Source organism: Bacillus sp. 3255 (assembly GCF_031456485.1).
Taxonomy (GTDB): domain Bacteria; phylum Bacillota; class Bacilli; order Paenibacillales; family NBRC-103111; genus Paenibacillus_E.
The window spans coordinates 1-26512 of the sequence record NZ_JAVDUS010000006.1 but is presented as its reverse complement, the minus strand read 5'-3'; the positions used below and the strand labels follow the sequence as shown (position 1 = coordinate 26512).

The window sequence follows — 26512 nt, the reverse complement described above, 5'->3', positions numbered from 1 at the left end:
ATAATACCACATATTGGAATTATTCTGCCCTTTACTTCAACAAAAGCTGCAGCAGATCCTCAGATCCGGCTGCAGCTTTATTAATTGAACTAAAGTTCCCCGTCGTTTAATGAAAAAAAGAGCATCGCCGCGGCGGCCTAAGCCTACTCCCTGTTCCTAAAGGCGAAGATACACTGGCGACAGTGCTTCCCTTCTGCTTGTTGTTTAATGGCGCATTCCTTCTCTTCGCTAAGCGACGAGACTGATTAAATTGTTATCGGGGTCCTTTATGATCGCATATCGCTCTCCCCACGGTGTATCTCGCGGCTCGAGGAAGCCGTCATACCCAAGCGTCGTCAACTGACGGTACACGTCGTCCAGCGCTTCGTTGCTGGAGAACTGAAAGGCGAGCTCTGTCCGGTAGCCGACAGGATCTTCCCAGCCTTCAAAAACACGCTTTACCGATTCCACCATATCGAATGTAAACACAATTCCTTCTTGCTCCACGTCTACGTGATGCGCTTCGTCGGCGCCGTCTGGAATAGTCAGTCCCAACACGCGATAAAAATCCAACGCCCTCTTCATCTCTTCTACATAAATCGCGACTCGTTTCAACTTTACCTTCATGCTCTGCTGCTCCCCTCGCCTTGCTTGATTTTCACTCCCATTATAGTAATTGTCCCTCATTGCAAAATAGTAAAAAACGGACTTCCTCACTCCTGCTTGGTCAGCCGTTTGAGTGGAAGTCCGTAATATCGCTTAAAAACGCCAGCGAAGTGCGACTGATCGTAGTACCCGTGTTGAAGCGCCAAATCCGTCATGTTGAAATAGTCTCCGTTGTACAATTCCTCCAGCACGCTTTGAAAGCGGACGATGCCGAGCATCTCCTTCGGGCTGAGGCCAAGCTCCAGTTCAAAGACCCTTCGCAGATGCCTCTCACTGAAGTTCACTTTATCCGCCAAATCCGTTACGGAAAGATTACCTTTGACCTCGTATATATACTGCATGCTCTGGTAGATCAAAGTGGGAGCAGGTGCCTCGTTCGCAGCCAGTATTCGGCCCAATTGCTGCTCTACGACCTCGATCCTGTCTGGTAACGATTGGGCAGTCAGTAGCTTTTCGACCCAATCCAGAGCCTCTTGTCCCCAGAGATCCTCCAAAAACACACGATTTGCCGTTAATGTCGATATAGGAGACTTCAGGATCGTGCGGGCCGACTCCGAATACAGCCGGATGCCCCATATCGAGCGTGCTTTAGCAAATTGCAAAACTTCGACTTGTGCCGTTAGCCCTACGACATAAGCGGCCTGCCTGCTTGATGAAGCCAACAGGTCCACTATAATATCGACGCAGCCATCGGGAATGACTCGATGTCCCGGATTTCCCGGTACCGGCAGGAAATCCACTGTCCAATAGGCTGCTACATGCGACGCCAGGCGACGGCTCGGCGCAAACTCCCGGAAGTTGTGCGAGAGGATATGCAACTGCGGCTGCAATTGGGGAGCATGCAAGGGTCGGTAAGGATGGGTCATCTGCGCTTCTTCCCCCTATTACGTAAAAATTTTGACACCTTGGCGGCTTTCAAGGCTAACTTGGCTCGCCGAGGACTGTATTCCACCTCATGAATGTATTGTAACAAATAACTGATAAGCAGACATATGTCCTTTTCAATTCAATAATGCAGTGTCGAAGTTTATCTTTTCCGGAAAAGGAGAATGAGATTATGAATGTTTATATAGGAAAGACAGCTTTGATCACCAGTGCTTCTACTAGTAACGGTTTGGTTAACTTTAAGTATCGAATGTTCCATCCTAAATCGATTAAGCGCCACAATTCATCATTTTCATTATTGTAACTAGCCTGCCCTTTAGCTCAAAAAAGGAACAGCTGCCGGCCGCGACAATCTGCTCCCTTATTTTGAACTAACGTTTCCGTTAGCCAGAAGGCAGGATCAACGGAGCGATACCTTGTTGATATAACATTGCGGCTCTTTCCATTAACTGAGGATGACTTGCACCTGGAATTAAAATTACATCTGAATGACCCAACTCGGTTTCGAAAAACATAAAATCGCTAATACAGTCAAATGGAAAAGACATATAAAAATCTCCCTTCTAACCATACGGGATAGATTAATTCATTTTTGTCTGAAATTTTTCAAAAAGCACGACTTATTACTTGACCATGATACTCCAATGCGTCTAAAGCCCTTATTCGTTGTACCTCGCTTAATGAAAAAATATCCACCCATTTATATTCAGAATGTTCGGAACTAAGTTTTATTTCCGCATCCTCTGGTAAGTAACAGCGAAATATTCCAACTTGTGCATTAATACTAATATGATAATAAAATCCCGTTAATACAGCATTCTGAACTTCTATTCCAAGTTCTTCACAACATTCTCGAAATAACGCTTGATGAATAGTTTCATCAGCGTCTACACCACCACCTGGTAAACTCCATCCTTTATTTCCAATGTTCGCTTTAACAGAAGTATTTGACCTTCGGAAGTTGTTATTATAGCATGAACGCCAAAACCAAACTTAACAAAACCCACTAATATCCTCTCCATTTCAAATCTCAGAGCCATCGTCAGCTTCAGTTTCAGTTCTTTTTTATAATACCACATATTGTAAGTATCCTGCCCTTTAGTTGAAAAAACGACAGCCGATCACTGATCAGCTGCCGTTATGCGGGTTTAAGCTATCCTGTGTCCCGATAGCTTAACGAAACTTGTTCTTATTCTTCTTCTACCTCAATCTCTTTTAGGAGGTCCATAATTAAAACTGCCTTTGACTCTATAAGTTCATTTTTCAACCAAGCCACACATTCTTCTGATGGACCATTGCGCTCGTCGCTTAGGAAGTGGTTTATCCAAGCAAACACCTGTTTAGATTCACTTATGCCCATGTAAAACATCGGACGTATTGCTATTTTCAAAAGCGCCCGTTCGAGACGTGGACGAGCATGAACAACTACAGGAACAATTTCTAAAAATCCATTCGCAGCACCCTCACAATTGTAGCTTGGAATCCAATTCCCAATCATCTCCACAATCTGATCGTCTTCGAGATTACAGGAAGCATCTTTTATGCTATCGAGCAGTTTGTCAATCTGTATCTTAGAGATTTTCTGCATATCTACCGCGTCACCTCAAATGATTCTCCCCGCTAGTTTGAAAACGACAAGCAAATTTCATTGCCAACTAACATATGTCTCGATTATGCTATCGTTCTCCGTTAGCTTAATGAACAACCGCTATCATTCTACAACGATATGTGACTTCTCAACGATTTAACCAATTCAGTATAAATCATTCCATATTTTAATTATGACATGAGGACCGAAATCTTGGGGGTATGATATCAATGCAACAAAAACTGTTAACAAAGATACTAAAATCCATTTCATTGCGTAATGTGGTTTTTTTAAATATATACTCCATGTTGTACCCATGATAATAATTACACCGTTAAATACAATAGTAAGTGGTAGGGTTATAATTCTACCCAGACCTGTGTGCGGATAGAATCTTAACAACAGATAAAGTGTTATCACAGTTGGTAGGGTTAATGTGACGAAAATCAAGAATCGGTAAAAATAAACCAGCATATATATGTCCCTCATGACCAATTAAAATGATATTAAAGCATTCCACATTTCTATAACGCTTTCTAAACTAACGTCTCCCGTTAGCTTAATCAACCAATCACTATAGATGTCTTAACTTTTCCGGATTTGCGACAGTATAAATCGCTTCGATCTTATGATCTCGATAAGCAAAAGAATAAACATATTGAATCCCTTCATCCAAACGAATACGGATTCCGGGGAGCCCATTCACCATGAGGAACGAGTACGCAAATTTACCCGCATGCATGTTGATCACATGTTGATGAAGCTTCATCACTTGCTCAAACCCGACAACAGGCACTTGTGCCGCGCTTACTTTGCCTCCGCCGTCCGAGTAGAGAACAACATTCTCACTAACCAGTTCAAGAAGCTTCGTCGTATTTCCTTGCAACAGCGAATTCACAAACTCTTTTATCCTATCCTCCGCAATGGAAACCGACGGTTGTTGGTCCGGGTCGAAATGGATGCTTTTTTTGGCGCGGTGGAAAATTTGCCGGCAATTCGCACTGCTTTTCCCGACGATATCGGCAATCTCTTCAAACGAATAATGAAAAATCTCCCGAAGAAGAAAAACCGCCCTTTCCGTTGCACTCAATTGCTGCAGAAGCAGAAGATAAGCCGTGGAAATCGATTCCGACCGCAAATATCTATAAGATGGATCGTTGTCCGAAGCCCCTTTTTCGATCAGGGGCTCCGGAAGCCATGGACCGACGTACATTTCCCGTTTTTTGGCTGACGAGCGTAGAAGATCAAGACAACGATTCGTTACGATTTTGTATAGAAATGCCCTTTCGTTACGGATTGTCCCGGCGTCGTATATCCCGTCATAACTCAAAAAAGCATCTTGTACGATATCTTCCGCATCCATGACGCTGCCGAGCATTCGATAGGCTAACGAAAATAGCTCCGTTTTATGACGTTTATATAATTCCTCTGTGCTCATTAAAGGAATTCCTCTCCTTACTCTCAAGTGAGAGCATCTGTTGTATGGCTCTTTTGGCGCTTGCCGTTGCAGCATCAACCAATACTTCACCGTGCGATGCCCATTCTCCTGCAACATATAATCCTTGTACTTCCGGGACAGCGGGTCCGGGATTCTCACGTCGTTTCATATGCATAAAATCGTGACAAACCGTCATTTTAGGAAGGTATTGCTTGACAATCAATTCTTCCCGCCATCCCGGCTGCATCAAATCCAGCACACCCTCCAGTTCTTGCAAATCTTTATCCGGGTCCGGTTCTTTCCCTTGATACTTAATGAGCGATATGACTTGCGCACTATCGTCGCTTAGGTAAGCCGCACGCGAATAATTGCTAAGAAGTATGGTTTGATCTATCCCGTAAGCAAATTGTTGCTTAGGCTTGGGAAGTCGTTTCAAGGCCACATCCAGGCAAGCCGCTGTGACCTCAATCGCTTGTTCTTTCCATGTATGAATGGCGGTTTTTTCTGCAAAGGGCACCAACTCATTGGCAATAGTAGGCGATGTGGCAAGGATAACATGGTGCGTATCGATTTTCGTCCCGTCTTCAAAGAGAACCTGCCGCACGATCCCACCGCGGGTATCGATGGACGAGACTTTGGTGTTTATTAATAACTGAACTCCAAGGTCGGATGCCTTTTTCCGCATTTCCTCGATCAATTCGCCCCAGCCACGATCCAGGTACAACGCGCCTTTAAGGGCATTCTGCAGCTGTTTCAATACAGGACCCGCGGCTGGCAAATCCGGCCCGACCACATAACTGGCGGCACGAAGTAACGAATAAAAGATATTGCGTACCATGGGATCTCGCAAATTCCCTTCTACCCATTCACGGATACTGATCCGGTCAAATTGACGAGTATCCGCTTTTTTAACTTTCATAAGACAGGAAGCAAACTCCATCTTTCCTTTCCAGGACAACAACGGGGTCGTAAACAAGGATTTCAAATCCGAAGGCAAGGTGTTCAATTTCCCTTTCCAAACGCCATAAGCGAACGATGAAGGCCGCTTTCCTTGCAACGCCAGTCCCAATTCCTGGAAAGTGTCGTACGCATCTCCCTTATACAAGGAATGCGCACCTAAATTGAAGTAAGCTCCTTTTTTCTTATTGGAGATGGCTCGGCCGCCTAAGCGATTCTGTTTTTCAATGAGCACCGTTTGTTTCCCGGCTATGGCTGCGTAAATTGCTGCGGTTAAACCCGCAATCCCTCCACCAACCACGACCACATCAACCTTTTGCATCGCTCATCATCCCTTTCAAATTTTACCTGTATGACGGGCAAGGGATGTAAAGTGTGACAGAAAAGCAAAAAGAAAATGAATGCCACGGTCTTTGATTAAGTACTATTTGCGGCGCGCAGAATAGACTAAGCTTTGCATCATCTCCACACATATTCTGTGAATACAATTGTATTGAAGTTATTCATTAATGATAGTAAGGTTTGCATATCCCCGCTAAGGATGTTATTATTTTTATATCGACAAATTTGTAGGTCTATACAAGGAGGTTCTCGCACTTATGTGTCCCCGTACCAAAGAACAAAATGAGCTTATTCGCATGCAGCGCAGTGAACAGATCCTAGACGCCGCCGCGCGCACCTACTTCCGTACAGGCGGGAGCTTTGATATTCGCGATGTCGCCCGCGAGGCTGAGCTCGGTTACGGGACTGTATACCATTACTACCCCAACCGACATTTATTAATAGATGATTTGCTGGGCAGCGGCTTCGAACGATGCGAGCAAGCCTTGGCAGAATGGGCAAACATCTGCGGCGGCAAATCGGATGACAGGCAGCTGTTGACATACTGCAAGACACTGCTCGGACTGTGGCGGTTGGACGCCCGCACATATCTCGTCTACAAGATGGCGTCGGAGCATTTTGCAGGCTTGCCTGAGAAGGATCGGTCCGCCACCAAGAGACGATTCATGGAAAAGCTGTATGTACCGCTCCAATCGATCGCCCAACGCGAAGACGACAGTGTCGACCATATGCTTGCCGTGCTGGTTGGCTGTTGTGGGCTGCACTACTATGCAGGCACTTCCGAGCTGGACGTTGATCGAATTGCCCTGCTCGCAATGCAAGCCATTACAAAGGAGCCCTGATACGAACATGGTCATCTTAAAAAGCAAGCATGAAATCGAAGCCATCCGGAAGGCATGTCAAGTGGTAGCCGAATGCCATCGCACAATTGCCCCGCTCATCCAACCGGGCATCACGACGAACGAGATTGAGCGCATCTTCGAGGATATTATCTTGAAGCACGGCGCCAAGCCTTACACGAAGGGCTATAAGGGATATCCTTATGCGACCTGTGCCTCCGTCAACGATGTGATCGCACATGGCTTTCCTAGCGATAAGCCACTTGAGGAAGGTGATATCGTGACGATCGACACGGTCGCAGAACTCGACGGCTGGCTCGGCGATTCGGCCTGGAGCTATGCGGTCGGGAAGATCTCACCGACGGCCGAGAAGCTAATGCGCGTCACGAAGGAGTGCCTTGACCTCGGCATCGTGCAGGCGCAGCCCGGCAATCGGCTAGGCGACGTAACGAGCGTGATCCAGCGGCATGCCGAATCGAACGGCTTCGGCGTCGTGCGCGACCTTCTCGCGCATGGTATCGGACGGGACCTGCACGAGGATCCGAACTATATGCATGTCGGCAAGCCCGGCAAGGGCCTTCGCATGAAGGAAGGTATGGTTTTCACGATCGAGCCTATGATCACCGAAGGAACCTACTATATGACAATCGATGCAGATGGCTGGACTGCGCGGACGCTGGACCGCAAGCTCGCCGCCCAATACGAGCATACGATCGCTATCACCGCTGAAGGTCCCCAGATCCTGACCGCACAATAATACAAGTAGTAGTCGACCAACGAGATGGTCGACTTGTTTTTATGTATGCGGCATAGCATATTTCTTCATCCTATAAATGCGTTTTACCAATCTCTCATAGAGCACAGAGCTCTTCGGCAAATTGAAAGGACTGACGTCCGGTTAACTATCGTTCTGCGTTAATCATCCTCGATGAAAACATGGACCAGCTGCGCGGCAGACTGCTACCTGTTCTGGTTCAACTATAGTCTCCCGTTTCGGGAATGTCATAATGTTCTTGTCTAAATCGGGAATGACCTCAAGTTCTTGTCATCTAATTTTGACAAAAACTTGAGGTCATTCAATGAAAAAGCCACAGTACATGCAACTTAGGCGCCCCAATTAATGCAATTATGAGAGAGCATCACAATCCTCATTCAAATCCGATTCCACTTCGACTTAACAACCTATACCTATATCCCATATTTTATGCATTGGCTTCTAACATTCTTATAATTTCGTTATTCAATTGTAAAATGATTTACCGCTTGCTCTCTGCCTCCAGCCTTGTAAGTTTCCAAGGCATCCTTCCCGTCAGCCGTAAACGTAATATTGAGGGGCGACTTGAGTTGCACAAAATAGTCCCCCGGGGCAACTTGTTTACCGTCCGCATCCTTCTGGTTCCATGGCTGGAACGTAATTTCCTCAGCCCCCCATTTCCCAGGAATAACACCGGATAATGGTGGAATCTGACCACTCCAAACCAGTTGCTTCCCATCAACGGTTAGACGGTATATCTCTATTTCAGATGTCAATGGGCTTTTTAGGGTGAGAGAAGAATCGCTAAGATTGATTAACATTAGCCGGAGCTTTATTGGTGTACCTAGTTTAAACCCGTTGTCAATCGTATTCTGTCCATCAATATAGATATAAGGGTCAATTGGATAATTATTTACCCGTGTCCCTGGATCAAGCTGATGAAATTCCCATTCACCCTCCAATTGAACAGAGGGAAAGAAGGTCGGTGGCATATATGTTTGAGGATCTACATCTGGATAAATCCAGCCATCCCCAACCCAAGTCGTGTGGATATGATACCATCCGTCCACCTGTTCGAAGGCCGTAATATCTTGCGGAGCAAGCATTCCCAGCATTTTGGTCTCATGGCTAGGATACTTATAGATTCGGGCAGCAGCGGTTAAGGAAATGCTTTTATTGCTTTCTACTTTGTTGATGGGCAATGAGATTCTCGGGTTTACCCATTGGGTGCCCAACCAGGTATTGACGTGATACCAGTTATCGGCTCTCTCAAAATAAACCAGCTGCTGTGGAGACAACTCGCCGACGACATTACTGTCGGATTTCGGAAGCGCAAAAATTGGGGTGATCCCGTTCATATCAAGAATCCCTGTATTCGGATGTACATCGTATTTAACCATATGCTTAGGATTAATCCACTTATCGCCTAACCACGATTTAATTTTCAACCAAGGACCCAAGATAGATATGGCATCAACCGTCTGGGGGGAGATCGTCCCCCCATTTCTGTACCCGGACAGCGGATAATCGTATAAGTCTTCATCCCCCGTGAGCGCTATTTCCTTGTTTAACGGTAATTCTTCTCCGGGATAGCCGAGATTAGGCTGGATCCACTCAACCCCCAGCCAGGTATTGATCATAAACCAAGGATTATCTTTCATTATCCACCCGGGTTCTGTTCCGATTACCTGTACCGTTTGTGGAGAAAGCGTTGCGATAGGATCTGAATGAGCATCCGGAGAACGATAGAGCTTTGTATTTTCAAATAGTGTTATTTTTTGGGGTGACGAATCGTGTGAATTAGCATTTGCAGTTCCCCAGCACAACATGGAAGACATAAGAATTGTAGCGGTTAACAAGACAGATACCTTTCTCAGGTCTACACCTCCAATTCGCTTTCCTATTATAGTCGCGGAAGAAAAACACTTTCCACACAACATCTTATACGGATAAAACTGGAAAAAGTTCTTTGGGAAATAGTGCATTCGTATGAAATTCGAGACCTTTTTTGATTCCATATAGTATCCTCAGCATAAAGTTCCCCGTTAGTTTGTAGTAATAAGTTTTCTTTTTTTAATTTCGTTATTATTCATTTCTCCTTGGATAAAACTGGGTTACATTCAAAAACGAACATTTGTTCGTTTTTCTGCAAAAAAACGTATGCATGACAGACACAGCCTTGTTCGTCCTCTGCCCTTTAGAATAAATTTGGAACTTTTAAATAAATTCCCGAGTGTTTTTATAGAAAGTGTATATCTTTTCAACAATCGAATACGTGCTAGCAAGTCAATACATAAAAATCTTCACTTTTCTAAAAAAAAATTACATTCTGAAATGATTGCGTTTAAGTTAAACTGAACACAGTAATTATCACAACACAGTAATTTTGGTAATTACAAATGACTGAAAGGGGTGTAAACAAAACATGATACGGCGGTAAGAGCGAATCAGCCGTTATCATACATAGGATTTTGAACAATGTAGTTTAAAGACGGCGGCATCCGGAGACTGATTAGTGCTGCCTTGTCCTGAAGAAAGGTTTTTGCTGTGGAGGATCATTCAATGTATGAACCGCCAAATCTTCACTGAAATTTCATTTCATTATTTGATAAAAATCTATAAATGACTTTAGCATCTCGTGCTCTCGTCGCATTTCCCTTTGGTTCGAAGTACCCCTGTTACTCCCTCCATTAGCTTTGACTGTTTTGCAGCCCGTACGGCATCCTTGGCGTATGCCGAGATTAGATCCTGATCAAGGATTGCACCATTTGCCTGTACAGTTGTAGAACTAATAATCTTTAAAGCCCGTTAAATAATCATCACCATATCTTCGCGACTGATTTGCTCGTTTACACCGATGCTGCCGTCTTGCCTTGCACGTTGCCGAGCTTCTGTGCAGCAATGGAACTTTACGAACTCTGCTCTTGTTACCTCCCAGCCGGAATAAAATGGTCCTCACTTCTACCGTTCACTACTTTCTCCAATTTTCCACCTTCTGCCGTAAAGCAAATGACTACCTGATAAGGATTTCATTAGACGTTTTATAAGGTATTTCTACTATGACACTGATCAAGAACAATTCGATTAAGGGAAACCGTAGAAGTTCCTTCTCAACCCTTACCGTCTTTGATCTATGTTTTGAAAGCGCAAACAGTTTTGTAGTATTCAGCCTAAACTTATTTTATCTAAATACCATGGAGGTTGAAAAAACATGAGAAGAGCTTGGCTGATTGTTACACTTTTAATTATGGTCAGCATGTATTTCTTTACTCCAAGTATTCCAGCAGAAGCTTCAGAGAATGGTCTTGCTAAGACACCACCAATGGGATGGAACACCTGGAACAAATTTGGTTGCAATGTTAGTGAAAGCTTGGTTAAAGAAATGGCTGACGCTATGGTTTCAAGTGGTATGAAGGATGCCGGATATCAATATGTGAATATCGACGATTGTTGGCAAACTTCTAGAGATGCAACAACGGGTAAAATTGTGGTTGACCCCGTACGGTTCCCAAATGGAATGAAAGCTCTTGCTGATTATATCCACTCGAAAGGTTTAAAACTTGGACTGTATACGGATGTTGGTTATAAGACTTGTGCAGGGCGTCCGGGCAGTCGAGGTTACTACGATATAGATGCGCAAACGTATGCTGAATGGGGGGTTGACTATGTCAAAGTGGATTGGTGTTATGTTGATCCAGATGCGAAATTATTAAACTCCGGTCCGAAACCTAATGCGGCAACTTGGTACGGTGAATTCGGGAAAGCACTAAACAATTCCGGAAGAGGAATTGTTTATAGTATTTGCAACTGGGGGGAGCAATCACCATGGGAGTGGGGACCGCAAATCGGTAATTTGTGGCGCACTGGCCAGGATATTGGGGATGCATGGGAAAAAGGGACTAATTGGTATAACGGGATCATTAATGCTTATGATACAGCTGTCACTCATAATACCAGCGCAGGACCTGGCGGCTGGAATGACCCGGATATGCTTGAAATAGGTAATGGTGGTGCGACTACAGAAGAATACCGTTCACAGTTCAGCTTGTGGAGCATGCTAGCGTCGCCACTTATTGCCGGGAATGATCTCAGAAGTATGTCACAAGCCACTAAAGATATTTTAATGAATAAAGAAGTAATTGCTGTAAATCAGGACCCGCTTGGAGTTCAAGCTGCTAAAATTATTGACAATGGAGATACCGAAGTGCTTGTGAAACCACTTGCGAATGGTGACAAAGCAGTCGCATTGTTAAATAGAGGGGCACAAGCAACGAAAATTCGTTTAACAGCTGCCGATATAGGACTTCCCTCTTCAGAAGGATACCTAGTTAGAGACTTATGGTCGCATCAGAGCAAGGGATCTTTTGGAACAATCAGCGCTGATGTACCTTCTCACGGTACTGCAATGTTCAGAATAACGCCGGCAGCATTAGCTGATGTGCCTGCTTCACTGGATATTACACCTGCGGCTTCAAATGCTAATTTAGAGGCAGGTAAAACTGTTAGTTACTCAATTACTATTTACAATAGTGGTGTCAAGAATATTCAAGACGCATCTGTAAGTTTACAAGTTCCTAATGGTTGGACAGTAGCGCCAACATCCGCCAACAGATTTAATAACATTGCAATTGGAGAAACGGTAACGGCTAGCTGGAATATTGCTGCTCCTTCTACTTCAGTAGGGTCACAAGATATTGGTATCACATTGAACTACTTAGACGGGAGTATTACAAGGCAGCAGCAAGAAAGTTTAAAAGTTGTAGTAAATTTATCTGACGGCAGCGCGTATTTAAGTGACTTAGCATGGGTCTCATCAACAAATGGATGGGGACCGGTAGAGAAGGATATGTCGGTTGGAAACAATGGTACAAATGACGGAAAAAAAATAACCCTTAATGGTGTCCAGTATAACAAAGGCTTGGGTACAAATTCACGAAGTGAAATCACTTACAATTTAAACGGTAAATATGAATCTTTTATTTCTGATGTAGGAATTGATGATGAGGTCAACCAGGGCAGTGTTACGTTTCAGGTTTTTGGAGATGGGGTAAAGCTGTGGGAAAGCGGACTCATGACAGCAACTAGCCCTACTGTAACTGCGAATATAAATATAAAAGGAGCACAGATTCTCAAACTGGTCGTAACCGATGGTGGGGATGGGAACGCATATGATCATGGTGATTGGGCAGGTGCCAGAGTGATTGCAGCGAAAGTACCCACTACTGCACTCTCAGGAGACAGCAGTGTGAACCCTGGAAGCAGCTTTACAGTAGGAGTTAGCCTGAACAACGTAACACAAAGTGTTTATGCCCAGGACATTACCATGTCTTATGATTCCAACGTATTTGATTATGTGAGTGCGGCAAGCGCAAACAACAACATTCAGATCGTGATAGAGGATAAAGCCACTGCCGGGAAAGTTAGACTCATTACCGCCAATACCGGAGGGGGAATATCCGGAGACACTACGCCGGTTCTAAATCTAACCTTCAAAGTAAAAGCTGGTGTTCAGAATACAAACGGAACGATTGCAGCTACTCTGGCAAAGCTTGGTGTGGCTCCAGAGGGAACCGTAATTCAGGCGGCACTTGGCAGTAAGAGCATTTCAGTAAGCAGTATTGAAGTGGTTGTAGATAAGACAGCTTTGACATCAGCCATTACGAATGCACAGAGCTTGTATGACGCAGCAGTCGTTGGTACAGCCGCTGGTCAATACTCACAGGCAGCCAAGGATGCATTCGGTGCAGCCCTCACTGCAGCAAAAGCTGTAAAAGACAATCAGAGTGCAACACAGTCCCAGGTTGACAATGCCGTAACAGCACTGAACAGTGCAGTTGATGCCTTCAAAGCAGCAGTTATGAAGTCTGCAGACCTCAACAAGGATGGAAGCATCAATGTAGGCGATCTTGCGATGGTTGCTTACTATTACGGTAAGGATTCCACTAGCACAGACTGGGCGGCAGCCAGGATTGCTGATATGAACAACGATAATAAGATCGATATTAGTGATCTTGCGTATGTTGCATCCAAAATCCAATAAGTTATTGCAGCATTATGTCTCCTAGATGATGTTTGCCAGCTGCCGGAACCAAAACGGACCAAGGATACACTCTATTTAGCTTCAGTGGCGGCCGATATGAAAAGCTAATCTGATATCGGCCGCCTAATAAAGACATAACTGCATTCTGATACGCAACTAAAACGTTTTCTGATATTCCAGATTTGTATATCAGCGTAATAACTCTAATTCTTGAAGAACTTCCTTTACATCACAGTCGGGATTCAAGATATTGATCATCTCTTCCGTAATCGGGAAATCATCGTAAATTTTTGCAACAACATCTAATGATGGTGATAATTCAAAATAACCCATAGCAAACTCTACAAAATCCTCTGGTGTATGGCATATACAGCCCAATAAAAAATCAGAACCATCGCTCTCACCTTGTGAAATCTCAACTTTTCCCTTGTGCCAGTTAGTGTCGTTGTTTTTACGCCAAATACAAAAAGTCACATCGTCTTTTTCAATTGCATCGTCTTCAAGTAAAGATAATAATTCCTTTGGAACGTCATCATAAATCCCTTGCATTACTTTATGTTCATCTTGTGCATATGGACTTAATTCAGATTCATGGTCGAAACCTTTCATTATGGAGCCTTCAGGGGAAAACAACATAATTAGATGATCACCTGCTCCATTATTTATTTTCGCCATACAAACACCCTCATCCCAATCTTGAACAAAGCTATGGTAACGAAGCCATTCATCTTGACAAAGAATAATATTTAATGTTGCTTGGATTTTCATTAGCTTTTTTAAGTTTACCGGATTTGGTAAACGCTCTAACACATTTACTTCCATGAATCCTCATCCTTTCATAATCCTTTATTGAATTATTCTTGAAACTATTCGGCTATCCTCCCGTTAGCCGAAAAAAACGGCAGCCGTTCGTTGGCCGGCAAGCCGCAGTATCGTCATTGAGCTAGAGTATCCAGTTAACTTAGAACGTGCGGATTACCCAACTGTGATCCTCAGCCAATGAGATTTTCCTTCCTTAATCTCGCAAACTCCGTCGTATAATACGCCATGGCGATGGCCGGTAAGGCGATTCCGATCAGCAGTGCCGCCTCCCAGCCCCCCGCTGCGTAAGCCCATCCCCCTGCCGCTGAGCCGATAGCGCCCCCTAAAAAGAAAATGGCCATATATAAACCGTTAAGCCTGCTGCGGAATTCCGCTCCTAAAGAGAAAATCACCCGCTGCCCGAGAACCATGTTGGCGGAAACCCCCATGTCTAGCAAAATCGCCGCAACTACGAGGATGGGAACTGCAAATGCAGAACTTGATGGAACCAGCAAGGGAAGCAGCCCGGAAATGATGACGATCGCTAATGCCCATCCCGTAGCCGGGCGAACCCATCCACGGTCTGCCATTCGGCCCGCCGCAGGCGCCACAATTGCCCCCGTTACCCCGACTAATGCGAACAGAGCGACCTCCTTCTGGGTGAAATGGAACGGCGGACTTGTCAATACCAATGGAACTGTAGTCCAAAACAAACTGAACGTTCCGAATACACAAGCATGATAAATTGCCCTCCGGCGTAATGCCGGTGTCGCCTTCAGCAGATACAGCATGGAGTGCAGCAGCGCCGGGTAAGTTGTAGCGGTCGAAGGCCTCCTTGCGGGTAGTGACTTTGCCAATACAAGTGCCAGCGCGAAGATCAATGCTGCAGAGATGAAATAGATGGCGCGCCAGCCCATATACTCCGCCACCAAGCTTGAAACGGGACGCGCGAGCATAATCCCCAGAAGCAACCCGCTCATGACGTTGCCCACATTGCGACCGCGCACGGCTTCAGGCGAAAGATGAGCCGCATACGGCACAAGGATTTGGGCTGCTACGGAACCTACTCCGATCACGAGTGAAGCGGTGAGGAACAGGATGGCGCTTTTGATTACAGCGGCAATTATCAAAACGGCGGCTGTAAGGAGCAATGATGAAAGGATCAACTTACGATTTTCCAGGATGTCTCCCAACGGTACGATAAATAACAAGCCGATCCCGTAGCCGACTTGAGTCAACGTAACGATGAGTGCGGCATTCCCGGAGGAGAGCCCGATGGTCGAACCGATCGAGCCTATCAATGGTTGAGCATAATAAAGATTTGCCGCTATAATGCCGCAAGCGGCTGCCAGGATAAAAATCAGCGATGGCGAAACCAATTTTTCCGTTGGAATGGAAGCTGAATGCATAGAAAGTCCCCTTTGCTCACCAGAAATTTTTCCGGAACAGTCGTTCCGAAATGGGCAAAAAAAATGTTTTATAGCATTTCCATCACCATGTCTACCATCTGCTGCATCTTGCTGCGGTCCCCCTGCACCTTCACAACGATATTTATACTGTGATTCAGGTTTGAGAGCAGATAAGATAAAGTCTTGATATCTTTCTCAGGCATGATTTCCCCCGTCTCCTGACCTTTGCGCAGCAGCTCGTAGAAGGATTGCTCCAACTCGTCAAACCGCTCCCTGATCAACGCATTCAGGGGCTCATCTGGCGAATCCATGCCGACTGCTGCATTAGTAATGAGACAGCCCTTCGGCGACTCGCCGTCCAAGGCGGAATCGATATGTATCTCGAAGTACTGCCGGATTCCCAATTTTGCGGATGTCGCATTGACGAGGATGTCCCGCTTGGCTTGCTTCCACTTCTTGTACCAGTTGATCGCCTCGATATAAAGCGATTGTTTGTCCCCGAACGTTTCGTACAGACTTGATCTGCTAAGATCCATAGCTTCCAGCAAATCGGGAATGCTTGCCGCTTCGTAGCCCTTCTTCCAAAAAACGAGCATCGCTTTATGAAGCACCGCTTCTTTATCAAACTCTTTGTGGCGTCCCATGGTACTCCCTCCGTTTCCGTAGGTACAGTATATACTTTTCCGGAACGGTAAGTCCAGTATTTCCTGCGGATATGAAGTTAGCTCAGGCTGGGATAAGAGTTACCGTTCATTGGCATCGATATGATGGAGGATTTCGTCAACGACGTGCGCGATCGGTGGGGTGGCGTCGATTAGAATCCCGTTCTGGGGAACGCCTTCTCTCGTTTGATGCAAGCGCCGACTGATTTCCCGTTCCTCTGGTCTGCCACCCCAGTCGGTTGGGTCCAGTGCCACTCGCTCATCAATCCGCCGGAGACAGGTCTCCAGGTCGACCTCAAGGATAAACACGCTGTCGAAGAGATCGATGAATTTGGGAAAATTCCGCGAGCCGCCACAGAAAAATGTTGCCGCCTCATCTTGATTGGCGACCAAAGCTTTTACTTTATCTACACGCCAAATGTGGTGTTCGGGTTTAAAGCCATCCGTCGGGGTGCCAGTTTCCGGGTCGCCTTGATAGGCCAATTCACGGTCACCATGAATAGCATGGTAGCCGCGCCGCTGCAATTCGTTGCAGACCGTAGTTTTGCCGGCGCCGGAAACGCCTTCAATCAGATAATTCCTAATGCCCATGTTAGACCCTCCACGAAGAATAAAATGACAAATAAAGTTTTGAAATGGATTTTAAGGTGAATTGTTTGAATAACAAATTAGTTTTGAAGTACTTCTGACAAATTAAATAGAATTACAAATCATAAGACTTGTTGAACTAACGTCACCCGTTAGCTTAGCCCATTTCTGGTTGACGACGGATTAGTGTTGCCTGCTCAAAACTATAGGCGATGCTGATTAGCGTGGGCTCACTTAAAGCCCTCCCGGAAAAGACAACACCAAATGGCCCCTGCGTCGAATCGCCATCAGCATCAATTGTTCCTTTTGCTGAATAACCGGCGGGCACCGTAATAAGGGGATACCCTAACCGGGCAGCAATGTACATGCCATCAACGTCACCGGGTAACATTAAAGCATCTAAGCCGTGTTGATCGAGTACATAGTCAATCCCTTGCGTTACAGCCGGATGGTTATATTCTTGTCGTTTAAGTTGATATGTTGTTTCGTTTAGCGTATTTTGTTCCGAACGAATCAGATTATCTTGGCCAAACTTCAATGCGGATGCAGCGTGTTTCTGATTATAAGCTATCAGATCTTGAAGAGAATGTACGGGCAGATCCGAGTTCAACTTTGATAAATAGCGATTCAGGCCTGTTTTGAATTCGTAGCAGATAACATCATTGTTCCATGGATGCTGTTCCAAATGGAGGTCCACAGGATCGATAACTGTAGCACCTTGCTCACGCAGAACATTAATGGCGGATTCCATGATGGAAAGTCTTTCTTCATCCAACGACCGATAGTAATGTCTAGGAATCCCAATTCGAGTTTTACACAGAAAGTCTCGGTCTAGATAAGTTGTGTAGTCATGAAAAGTACGATGTGTGCTAGTCCAAGTTGCCTTATCGTTTTCGTCAATCCCAACGATTGCCCCAAGTAGAATCGCTGCATCAGTGACTGTCTTTGAAATCGGTCCTGGCGTATCCTGACTTATAGAGATTGGGATAATTCCGCTGCGGCTCGCAAGCCCTACAGTAGGTTTTATTCCGACGAGAAATTGTTGGCTGGCCGGCCCAATAATCGAACCTGCGGTTTCTGTTCCGATCGCTGCTGCTGTCAGGTTCGCCGCTACGGCTGCAGCCGATCCTGAACTTGATCCGCTGACGAAGAGCTTGCCAGGTCCATATGGATTCAACACATATCCTCCTCTGGAACTGTATCCAGCTGGCATACGATTGGACATAAAGTTCGACCACTCGGTCATATTGGCCTTACCTAGAAGAACAGCGCCAGCAGCCCGGAGCTTTGCGGCTACGAACGCATCTTCAGGAGCAAACGACTCAGCCAATGCGATTGAACCAGCGCTCGTATGCATCCGGTCGTACGTATCGATGTTATCCTTTAGCAGGATTGGAATTCCGTGCAGCGGCCCCCTACTACCTGTTGTATTTCGCTCAAGGTCAAGATTCCTTGCTATTACAAGAGCATCTGGATTGATCTCTAATACGGCATTGATCAGAGGATTATACCTATGAATGCGTTCGATATATGCAAGGACGAGGGCTTCGGATGTACATTCACCCGAAGACATTGCCTTTTGCATGCTCACCAAATCGGCTTCCTGAATCCAATCTTGTAAGTTAATGCTCATATATTAAAATACCCCCGGTACTGGTGAATTTTCGGACAACAGTAATATGGTAACATGCTGCCTTGCCAAGGGTATAGGTAAAGTTTTGATTAGATAAGAATGTATCGGTTGGGCATCGCAGTAGAGCTTGTGTTTTCCCGAAGGTTAATGTTGTAACTAAAGTAATCTGCCCGTTACTTCAATGAAGTTAAATTTCGAGACTTTTACGTTAGAAATACGATTAAGTTACAAATTGCTTAGCATATTATTGTTAAAATGTGCTAATATTGTTAATAAGGCGGTGGTAAATAAAATGCAACAAATCTCTGATTATCTTTTTATGGGTTCTATAATTCTGCTTATATTAACCTTGCTTTTTAAAGGAGTAGGCTCTAAAGGTTCTTCTAATCCTATGGGAAACATCGATTTAGCCATGCATGAGAACCATGGTAATGATTTGAAAAGTCAGGACTCGATTATCAAAAGTATATATAAATCAGTTTTCATATGGATATCAATTTTAGGAATACTTGTATCAATACTCTTGTCGAAATTATAAATTCCTACCAGAAATATTGAACAAAAAAAGGCGCTGAAATAAGCGTCTTTTTTGTTAGCCTCTAAGCAGCCAGGGGGAGATGATCAGCTGGGAATAATACGCCGCTCCGCTTTTCACTAACGTTCTCCGTTAGCGCAATGATCAATTTTTGAAAAAATGATCAATTAAAGCATATTACAATATTTAGCCGGTTGCGCCTTTTGTTTCAACCGGATACGGTATCTTTGCGACCGGCCCATCTCGTTCGCTTCATCAGCTCGGGAAACGCCACCGCAAGCAGTACCAACAAGACCCCAGCCCATTGGAGCAAGCTTACGTGCTCGTGTAGAACGATGGATGACAGCATAACCGCGACAGGCAACTCGGCGGCACCGAGGATGCCTGTCAAACCTTCTCCAATTTTCGGAACCCCTACCGCGAACAATACTGGAGGCAAGAACGCGCCAAACAAGCCGAGCAGTACCCCGAACGGAAGCAATCCCTCCAATAGCGCGTGGTTGAACAGGAAGCTGGGTGGGAACAAGAGAAATACAAATAACATCCCGCCTGTAACCATCCAGGCGCTTCGGTATATCGGATGCATGGAAGGCACAGCTTTGCCACTGAACAGAATAAACAACGAGTAGCTTATCGCGGACATAAAGCCAAATATGACTCCCTTCCAGTTAAACTCAGACAAGCCTTGATCAAGTATGCCGGCCGCTAGCCATGTGCCTCCAAACAGGACGATCAGCGTGATCAACACGATGCCGTTCGGACGCCTCCTCTGTTCGACTGAATTGATTAAAACCCCCATCCATGTGAATTGGAATAGCAACAGAATGGCTAGCGAATTGGGAATATATCGCAGGGATTGGTAATACAACAAACCTGTTACTGCTGTTGGCACACCAGCGACCATCAGGATGACTCGATGCCTCCACGAAAACTTCGTGGCAGTCGTCGTGGATGAAGACGTCGTCTTAACGTTTCCGCTCCATCTTCCCTTCCATTTTATGAATAGAACAAGAGTCCAAGCCAATACGAACCCCGTCAACAATTGACTTCCCACGATTTCTCCGAGCGTATAACCTTTTGCGTATGCCTTTGTAACGATTGTCGATAGAATGCCGTAACAGACCGCGCCTAACAAAACCAATAATCTGTATTTCATCGTTATGATTCCTTCCTTGGGTTCCTCTACTAATATATTGGAAACAAAAAAACTTCCTTACTATCGAATATAGAATCGTTGAAACTCGATTCGATATTCGTAGCAAGGAAGTTAAGGCTTCCTGTAGAGACCCCCACCCTGTATTTCATGGGGTTATACGAATGTATTGTTGATTCCTCAAACTAAAGCAAAACAACATAACAAATAATAAGGCGCTCGCTCGCATTTGTCAACTGATGCCGGCTGCCATGGTGTCTTTATTAAGCTATAGTTCCCCGTTAGCTTAATCCATCTAAATAACTTTTAGGACGAAATAATAAAAAGCATCACCACGAGATTGGTTCTCTACATGTTCATCCATCCACCATACTCCGTATGAATAAAAATAAGTTCCTTTTTGTGTAGGTGCATGAAAACTACTTTCTTTCACCACAACTTCTGTAAGTTTACCTTCATTGATTTGCTCGACATGGTATTTGTTCGGTTGCGGCTCATAATTCATAACGAACTTAATAACTTCACCAGGCTGTACTGAAACTGGATTCTCGCCTTTTAAGAGTTCAACTGGACCAATTGTATCCACACATCTTCCTTGATTTTTTGATTGCCAGCAATATGTGCCGAGTTTTGTCTCATACATTCGGTTACCAATCTGAATCTCAGCCTTAGGCGGTTGCTCTCCCTCAAGTTCCTTGCCTATTGGCTGTTTTGAACCATTTGACTGAGCACCAGAACAACCAACTGAGCCCATGAGCACTAGAGCCATCAAGAAAAACAATAGAAATCTCTTCAAATCCAACCCTCCAGTCTTTATAACGACGTTTATTGTTCAAACGAAAGAACAAGTAGTTAGGTTGCAAACAAAAATACAGGGAATTAGTGAGCAACATTTATGGTTCACTTTTTTCATAATTCCCATAACTTCATTGAACATAACTGCCCGTTAGCGTGGAAAAGACAGCCGATCGTCATGACCGGCCGCCGCGATGTCTTTACTAAGCTATAGTTCCTCGTTACTTCAATGAAACAAGGGTTTGTTACCTATCGCGGCAATCTGTCCCTTGTAAATGCACTATCGTTCCTGCATTAGTTGAATAATCAGCCGCGTTGTCTAAAGTCATCCCAATAATTTTTGCAAATTGTTTTTAAATCTTCAAGTGAAATCGAATTACGCTCAGGGTCATAAATATTAATTTCACTTGCCTTAACGTTAAGATACCCGAAGGACTGCCCTCCGCTTAGACTGCAAAATACCTTTACCTTATCCTCACTAATATCTGTCTTCAAGATTTCAATATCGATTTTGTTTAGTTCATTAAAGTCTTTAATTATAACATTAGTGTCAACGTCTTCTAAGTACAACTCAGCAGGATTAATAAGTTTTACGATAAAGCCTCTAAACTGAGGCTTTATTCGTTCGGCGAGATACATTATATCAACGGTAAATTCAATCCCATCGAAGGTATCCCTAATCTCTTCTATACCACCATCGTGGAAAATACTGAAAAGCATTTCCTGATTCTCTAAGTTCAAATGCATTTCCTCCACTAATTCGACTAATTACAAAACCACGCTATCGTTCCCCGTTAGCTCAATGAGCTAACTCTTCTTTATGATTGGTTACCTTGACGGTCATGAAAATTGAGAAAGGGATTGTTCGTGGCTGCATTGGGACAGTAACCCCGGCCCCTTCCGCTGATAGTCAAGCGGAAGGGGCTTTCCCTTTTGGCGGGAATGCGAGGTCAATCGTCCGAGGAATGAGGATGCCGGCTTGCTCCTTCATTGTAAAGCTCTCCCCATTCTTTCATCAGCAAAATAATTGGGTTCAAGGTTTTACCAAATTCGGTTAGCGAGTATTCTACCTTTGGCGGCACCTGATTGTACGTTTTGCGCTCTATGATTCCTTCACGTTCGAGTTCCCGCAGTTGTAAGGTAAGAATATGATGCGTGACCTGAGGGTAAATTCTGCGAAGCTCACCGAACCGCTTCGTTCCGCTCATTAAGTGATAAAGAATCACCCCTTTCCACTTCCCACCAATAACATCAATCGTCGTTTCGACTGGACACTTTTTTTCTGGAGCATTTGCCATCCCGTTATCCCTCTGCATAGTATTATTTTTGTTACTTGGTATTATTAATTTGCGTACTTTAAGTATATTACTAACTTAAATATAATGAAATAGCCGACGGCATCCAATATGTGAAGGGAATGATTGCAATGGGGAAAGCGGAAGACATAAAGAGATTTGAGGGCCAGACAGCGATTGTCACTGGAGGCGGCACCGGGATGGGCCGTGCTGCAGCGCTAAGGCTCGGCAGGGAAGGCGCCAATGTCGTCATAGCGGGTCGACGAACGAAAGAGCTTCAAGAAGTTTATGAAGAAATTGTCTCTCAGGGAGGTAGGGCCCTCGCTGTTCAGACTGATGTTGCCGATCCTCGTCAGGTCGAAGCGCTTGTAAACAAGACGCTGGATGTGTTTGGAAGTCTGGATATGGCTTGGAACAACGCCGGCATTCTTGGTGCTTTCTCACCTGTACACAAACTATCCTTTGAAGATTTCGATACTCTGATGTCGGTCAATCTGCGTGGTGTGTTCGCCTGTCTAAAATACGAGATCGAAGCAATGCTCGACCGTGGATTCCGGGGCTCGATCGTTAACACTTCTTCGTGGACGGCGCATGGGGCAATGCCGGGTACTTCAGGCTACGCAGCCTCCAAGGGAGCACTCGATGCAATGATGAGAACCGTGGCGTTGGAGGTTGGTCCTAGCAACATTCGGGTTAACAATGTCAGTCCTGGAATGATTGCAACCCCGATGTCGCAGGAGGTTCTAAGCGACGAGACTACGGCGCGTCCCTTCGTCAAGCAAACTCCCTTACAGCGGGTGGGCCAATCCGAAGACGTGGCGGATGTCGTGGTCTGGCTTCTCTCCGACGACGCTCGTTTTGTTACTGGTCAGAGCATACTCGTAGATGGCGGTTACACTATCGGCGGATTACGCCCGTGACTGAACGAAGCGATATATTGAAGCCAAACGGCAGCCGAATGATTAATTCCCGGCTGCCGTTTGGTCGTTTATATATCAATATACATCGTGGCTGTTGTACAAGTAGTCGACGGACTGTGTAGTTTTCTTACAAACAGTACTAACTGAATTGTGATGCCCGATGAATCAACTTCTAGTCTCTAACATCTAAACCTTCTTGTTCTCTAAAACCTAAACTTTTATTATCAATGGCTTTTTTGCGTCTATAATAATGGAAACCATTCCAAGTCCTTCGATAGAATTCCTTGTATCAAACCGAAAGGATCTTCCTATCTTTCCATCCACTTCATTCCAGTAAGTTTAATGAAAATCTCCCTCTTCATCACAATATTCCAGTAATGATACTTCAAACCCCGCTTTTTCAAATACTTCTACGAATGTTTTCGCGTCATAAACTATTTTGTGAGTTGCCGCTGGATGGTCCACCGGACCAGGACCACCGACTTGAACAGCGGCGGACCAAGACTTGAAAAATAAAGTCTTTTAGACTGCCGCTGTATTTGTTCAACTAAGTCTCAAACTGTCGCTGTCCCACTTAACTATCGTTCTTCGTTAGCTTAAAGAATGATTGATTACTAACACCGTGCTTGAGCACTCCTATTTTACGTATTCATAATCCCATTCTACCTTACAAACTCTTGTATTATATCCCCGATACCATTCTGCTGCACCTTTCCTTTTGGCGACTAAATGCCGTTCGTTCTATTTCCAGTTTAGGATGGCCTCAACGGATTTTTGTAAAGGTGGTGATTTGTAGCATAAACTACCTATCGGTTGTCAAATAGGTTATCCGCTGTTAGTTGGATGTGTGCTCTAAAGAGCTCGACGGCACGATCGCTGTCGCGGCTAAGAACGGCATCCGCTAAAGCCTTATGCTCGTCGCGGCCATCGCGAGTCGGCTGCTGTTGGAACGACCAATGTCGATAAAATTCGCTCAAATCCCAAAGGCGTTTGCAGATATCCAATAGAACCGGATTTGGACATGCGGCGATAAGTTCGTAATGAAATTGACGGTGGATGTCAGACCACTCTTCGCGAACGGCAAGCTTTTGATTCACTTCCTTGTACTCGGCCGTTTGCGATAATTTGTGGTGAACGGCGATGACATTGGATTCCCATGTGAGATCGCCATGGGCGATGGACAGGCGTAATGCTGCGGATTCATTGATCGACCGCGCTTCTATGATGCTATTCAGTTCTTCTTCCGACACCGTCTTCACTGAAAATCCGTGATTCGGGTTTTGCAAGACAAGGCCTTGGCTTGCCAACCGGGTCAATGCTTCCCGAACGACAGCAACCGAGACATCGAAACCTTTGGCTAATTCCGAAACGGTTAATGGAGAGCCCGGTTCATATTGTCCGGACAGAATATCAGACTGCAGTTTTTTCGTGACATTTTCGCTTAATGTGGACGAACCATTTCTTTTGGCCATGAAGCCGGCACCATCCTTCATGCACATCGGGATTAAACACGTTTAAATAGTTTACACCTAAATCAATAAAAAGCAAAGATTAAATTCGACAATGGGAACATTAAACGATTATCATTTACAAAATCGATTCTTTTGAATATAATCGATTTTGCATTAAAAAAAGGAGGTAGTTTACTGTGAGCAACAACCCATTTGCCAAATTACCGGAAGTCGCAGTCTTTCAGGTGACGAGTAACGACATTGCGGAGGGCCTTCCTCTACCGCCACAGCAATTCTCGGGGATGTCAGGGGTGGAAGGCGGCCAAGATCTTTCTCCCCATTTGAAATGGTCGGGTGCGCCCGAAGGGACGAAGAGTTTCGCCGTAACCGCGTATGACCCGGATGCCCCGACCGGATCGGGCTTATGGCACTGGGCCGTCATCAACATCCCTGCCAGCGTCACCGAACTGCCGGCCGGCGCAGGCGACGAGCATGGTAGCGGTTTGCCGCAAGGCGCCTTGCAACTGCCTAACGATGTGCGACTCGAACGGTTTATCGGTGCGGCGCCTCCAGCGGGACACGGTCCGCATCGGTATTATTTTGTCGTTCATGCACTGGATGTCGAGAACATCGGCGTCGACCCTAAAGCCACGCCGGCTCTCTTAGGATTCACTATGCTGAGCCATACGCTGGGGAGAGCCATCCTCGTGGCAACAGGGGAAATCAAGTAACTTGTGCCACCAGCCGATAGAATTTTGAGGCGTTAGATCATTTGCGGCTGTGGGCGCAAAATCAATTTACCCTAATTATGAGAACTTCTCTGTGTTGTGGTGTAGAGCAACAACCCCGGCAGAGTTATTGAAGTATTTCTTTGCTGCCAGTACTTAGAGGCATTTCTTTGCTGTTGCGGCAAAGAAATACTTCCAGTTTCACGGAGTGATAAATTTATCATCACAGGCATTCAGGAGCGTTGCTTAGCAATGCTGTTTTGTCCTATAGAAATGAGGCGTCCCAATGCAAATAAATCATCGCATTCAAAAAACTGCCGGAGAGCTATTGCTGGGCATTCTTGTCTTTACACTCATTATCTCCGTTATGAATGCAACCATGTTTAATGTTGTACTTCCGGCTATCAGCAAACAGTTCCAACTTTCGCCATCGCAAGCGAGCTGGATCATCACGGGCTATATGATTGTATATGCAATTGGCTCGGTAACTTACGGGAAATTGACAGACAGATACAGCTTGAAGAATTTGTTGACGTTTGGTCTGCTACTTTTTGCAATTGGGTCTGTTGTAGGCTTAGTGGCTATTCAATATTGGATGGTAATAGTGGGACGAATTGTACAGGCGGCCGGTGCATCGGTCATTCCGGCGGTTGCAATGATCGTGCCGGTTCGTTACTTTTCACCCGAAAGGCGCGGTCGTGCGCTGGGTACCGTCGCAATCGGGTATGCACTCGGTTTGGCACTCGGTCCGATCATTGCCGGGGTGGTGAGCAGTACGTGGAACTGGCGGGCTTTATTTGTGATTTCGCTTTTATCGCTGCTTACGTTGCCAATGTATCGGAAATATTTAGATGATGAAAAGGGAGTCGCCAGAAAAATGGATTTTATTGGCGGATCGCTTTTGGCGGGCACTGTAGCCGTTCTGTTATTGGCTTTAACAAAAGGGAATATATGGCTAGTGGTCAAGACCCCAAATTGTAGACATTGAAAAAAAGCCCTATACTGCAAGCTGGCGCCGATACTCTATCGGTGTCAGCTTGTTTAGCTTTAATTG

At 45.1% G+C, this 26512-nt stretch carries 24 protein-coding genes, 1 pseudogene and 1 riboswitch; of the genes and pseudogenes, 6 read left to right on the top strand and 19 right to left on the bottom strand.

Annotation, left to right across the window (positions count from 1 at the left end; all coding sequences use genetic code 11):
• Positions 1 to 228 precede the first annotated feature (228 nt).
• From J2X61_RS10795 to J2X61_RS10760, 8 genes are all read right to left on the bottom strand, one after another.
• Positions 229 to 606: a VOC family protein gene (locus J2X61_RS10795; RefSeq protein ID WP_310187764.1), complete on the bottom strand. Its 378-nt coding sequence runs from the start codon at positions 604 to 606 to the stop codon at positions 229 to 231.
• An 86-nt stretch (positions 607 to 692) separates the two neighbouring features.
• Positions 693 to 1511 (bottom strand): helix-turn-helix transcriptional regulator, encoded by an 819-nt coding sequence (locus J2X61_RS10790; protein ID WP_310187763.1) that lies wholly within the window; start codon positions 1509 to 1511, stop codon positions 693 to 695.
• 402 nt (positions 1512 to 1913) lie between these two features.
• A complete protein-coding gene (locus tag J2X61_RS10785; protein ID WP_310187762.1) occupies positions 1914 to 2078 on the bottom strand; it encodes a hypothetical protein in 165 nt (54 codons plus the stop codon).
• A 58-nt stretch (positions 2079 to 2136) separates the two neighbouring features.
• Positions 2137 to 2403 (bottom strand): NUDIX hydrolase, encoded by a 267-nt coding sequence (locus J2X61_RS10780; protein WP_310188054.1) that lies wholly within the window; start codon positions 2401 to 2403, stop codon positions 2137 to 2139.
• 14 nt (positions 2404 to 2417) lie between these two features.
• A complete protein-coding gene (locus J2X61_RS10775) occupies positions 2418 to 2609 on the bottom strand; it encodes a hypothetical protein (RefSeq protein ID WP_310187760.1) in 192 nt (63 codons plus the stop codon).
• Positions 2610 to 2719: 110 nt separating this feature from the next.
• Positions 2720 to 3118, bottom strand: coding sequence for a hypothetical protein (locus J2X61_RS10770; RefSeq protein ID WP_310187759.1), 399 nt, complete (start codon positions 3116 to 3118; stop codon positions 2720 to 2722).
• Between the two features lie 574 nt (positions 3119 to 3692).
• The gene (locus J2X61_RS10765; RefSeq protein ID WP_274470127.1) at positions 3693 to 4556 is read right to left on the bottom strand and encodes an RNA polymerase sigma-70 factor; all 864 of its coding nucleotides are present in this window, start codon (positions 4554 to 4556) and stop codon (positions 3693 to 3695) included.
• On the bottom strand, positions 4534 to 5835 hold the full coding sequence (locus tag J2X61_RS10760) for an NAD(P)/FAD-dependent oxidoreductase (protein WP_274470128.1): 1302 nt from the start codon (positions 5833 to 5835) through the stop codon (positions 4534 to 4536). Before J2X61_RS10760 ends, J2X61_RS10765 begins: the two co-directional genes overlap by 23 nt.
• Before the next feature lie 277 nt (positions 5836 to 6112).
• On the opposite strand from J2X61_RS10760, the gene J2X61_RS10755 reads away from it, so the two are divergent.
• Entirely contained in the window at positions 6113 to 6697 is a 585-nt protein-coding gene (locus J2X61_RS10755; protein ID WP_274470129.1) for a TetR/AcrR family transcriptional regulator, read from the top strand.
• A gap of 7 nt (positions 6698 to 6704) precedes the next feature.
• On the top strand, positions 6705 to 7451 hold the full coding sequence (gene map / locus J2X61_RS10750; protein WP_274470130.1) for a type I methionyl aminopeptidase: 747 nt from the start codon (positions 6705 to 6707) through the stop codon (positions 7449 to 7451).
• Between the two features lie 479 nt (positions 7452 to 7930).
• Here map and J2X61_RS10745 read toward each other — a convergent pair whose 3' ends face one another.
• Positions 7931 to 9286, bottom strand: a complete 1356-nt coding sequence (locus J2X61_RS10745) for a hypothetical protein (protein ID WP_310187758.1) — start codon at positions 9284 to 9286, stop codon at positions 7931 to 7933.
• A gap of 1373 nt (positions 9287 to 10659) precedes the next feature.
• Here J2X61_RS10745 and J2X61_RS10740 point away from each other — a divergent pair.
• On the top strand, positions 10660 to 13488 hold the full coding sequence (locus J2X61_RS10740) for an NPCBM/NEW2 domain-containing protein (RefSeq protein WP_310187756.1): 2829 nt from the start codon (positions 10660 to 10662) through the stop codon (positions 13486 to 13488).
• A 189-nt stretch (positions 13489 to 13677) separates the two neighbouring features.
• Here J2X61_RS10740 and J2X61_RS10735 read toward each other — a convergent pair whose 3' ends face one another.
• The 9 genes from J2X61_RS10735 to J2X61_RS10695 all read right to left on the bottom strand — a co-directional run bounded on the left by J2X61_RS10735 (position 13678) and on the right by J2X61_RS10695 (position 22362).
• Positions 13678 to 14310 carry a hypothetical protein gene (locus tag J2X61_RS10735; protein ID WP_310187755.1) on the bottom strand — a complete coding sequence of 211 codons (633 nt, stop codon included), beginning with the start codon at positions 14308 to 14310 and terminating at the stop codon, positions 13678 to 13680.
• A 170-nt stretch (positions 14311 to 14480) separates the two neighbouring features.
• Positions 14481 to 15698: an MFS transporter gene (locus J2X61_RS10730; RefSeq protein ID WP_310187754.1), complete on the bottom strand. Its 1218-nt coding sequence runs from the start codon at positions 15696 to 15698 to the stop codon at positions 14481 to 14483.
• Between the two features lie 68 nt (positions 15699 to 15766).
• Positions 15767 to 16342: a TetR/AcrR family transcriptional regulator gene (locus J2X61_RS10725; protein WP_310187752.1), complete on the bottom strand. Its 576-nt coding sequence runs from the start codon at positions 16340 to 16342 to the stop codon at positions 15767 to 15769.
• A 99-nt stretch (positions 16343 to 16441) separates the two neighbouring features.
• The gene (locus J2X61_RS10720) at positions 16442 to 16951 is read right to left on the bottom strand and encodes an AAA family ATPase (RefSeq protein WP_310187750.1); all 510 of its coding nucleotides are present in this window, start codon (positions 16949 to 16951) and stop codon (positions 16442 to 16444) included.
• 154 nt (positions 16952 to 17105) lie between these two features.
• The gene (locus J2X61_RS10715; RefSeq protein ID WP_310187749.1) at positions 17106 to 18581 is read right to left on the bottom strand and encodes an amidase family protein; all 1476 of its coding nucleotides are present in this window, start codon (positions 18579 to 18581) and stop codon (positions 17106 to 17108) included.
• A 743-nt stretch (positions 18582 to 19324) separates the two neighbouring features.
• Positions 19325 to 20272, bottom strand: a complete 948-nt coding sequence (locus J2X61_RS10710) for an EamA family transporter (RefSeq protein WP_274470138.1) — start codon at positions 20270 to 20272, stop codon at positions 19325 to 19327.
• Between the two features lie 80 nt (positions 20273 to 20352).
• Positions 20353 to 20453, bottom strand: a riboswitch (purine riboswitch).
• A gap of 111 nt (positions 20454 to 20564) precedes the next feature.
• On the bottom strand, positions 20565 to 21065 hold the full coding sequence (locus J2X61_RS10705) for a hypothetical protein (protein ID WP_274470139.1): 501 nt from the start codon (positions 21063 to 21065) through the stop codon (positions 20565 to 20567).
• 305 nt (positions 21066 to 21370) lie between these two features.
• A complete protein-coding gene (locus J2X61_RS10700; RefSeq protein WP_274470140.1) occupies positions 21371 to 21805 on the bottom strand; it encodes a hypothetical protein in 435 nt (144 codons plus the stop codon).
• A 209-nt stretch (positions 21806 to 22014) separates the two neighbouring features.
• A complete protein-coding gene (locus J2X61_RS10695) occupies positions 22015 to 22362 on the bottom strand; it encodes a winged helix-turn-helix transcriptional regulator (RefSeq protein WP_274470141.1) in 348 nt (115 codons plus the stop codon).
• A 128-nt stretch (positions 22363 to 22490) separates the two neighbouring features.
• On the opposite strand from J2X61_RS10695, the gene J2X61_RS10690 reads away from it, so the two are divergent.
• Entirely contained in the window at positions 22491 to 23279 is a 789-nt protein-coding gene (locus J2X61_RS10690; RefSeq protein WP_274470142.1) for an SDR family NAD(P)-dependent oxidoreductase, read from the top strand.
• A gap of 806 nt (positions 23280 to 24085) precedes the next feature.
• On the opposite strand, the gene J2X61_RS10680 is transcribed toward J2X61_RS10690, so the two are convergent.
• Entirely contained in the window at positions 24086 to 24751 is a 666-nt protein-coding gene (locus tag J2X61_RS10680; RefSeq protein ID WP_274470143.1) for a GntR family transcriptional regulator, read from the bottom strand.
• Between the two features lie 176 nt (positions 24752 to 24927).
• On the opposite strand from J2X61_RS10680, the gene J2X61_RS10675 reads away from it, so the two are divergent.
• Together J2X61_RS10675 and J2X61_RS10670 are read left to right on the top strand one after the other, a co-directional pair.
• On the top strand, positions 24928 to 25461 hold the full coding sequence (locus J2X61_RS10675) for a YbhB/YbcL family Raf kinase inhibitor-like protein (RefSeq protein WP_274470144.1): 534 nt from the start codon (positions 24928 to 24930) through the stop codon (positions 25459 to 25461).
• A 283-nt stretch (positions 25462 to 25744) separates the two neighbouring features.
• A pseudogene (locus J2X61_RS10670) lies at positions 25745 to 26416 on the top strand (MFS transporter); the annotation flags it as partial.
• Between the last annotated feature and the right edge of the window lie 96 nt (positions 26417 to 26512).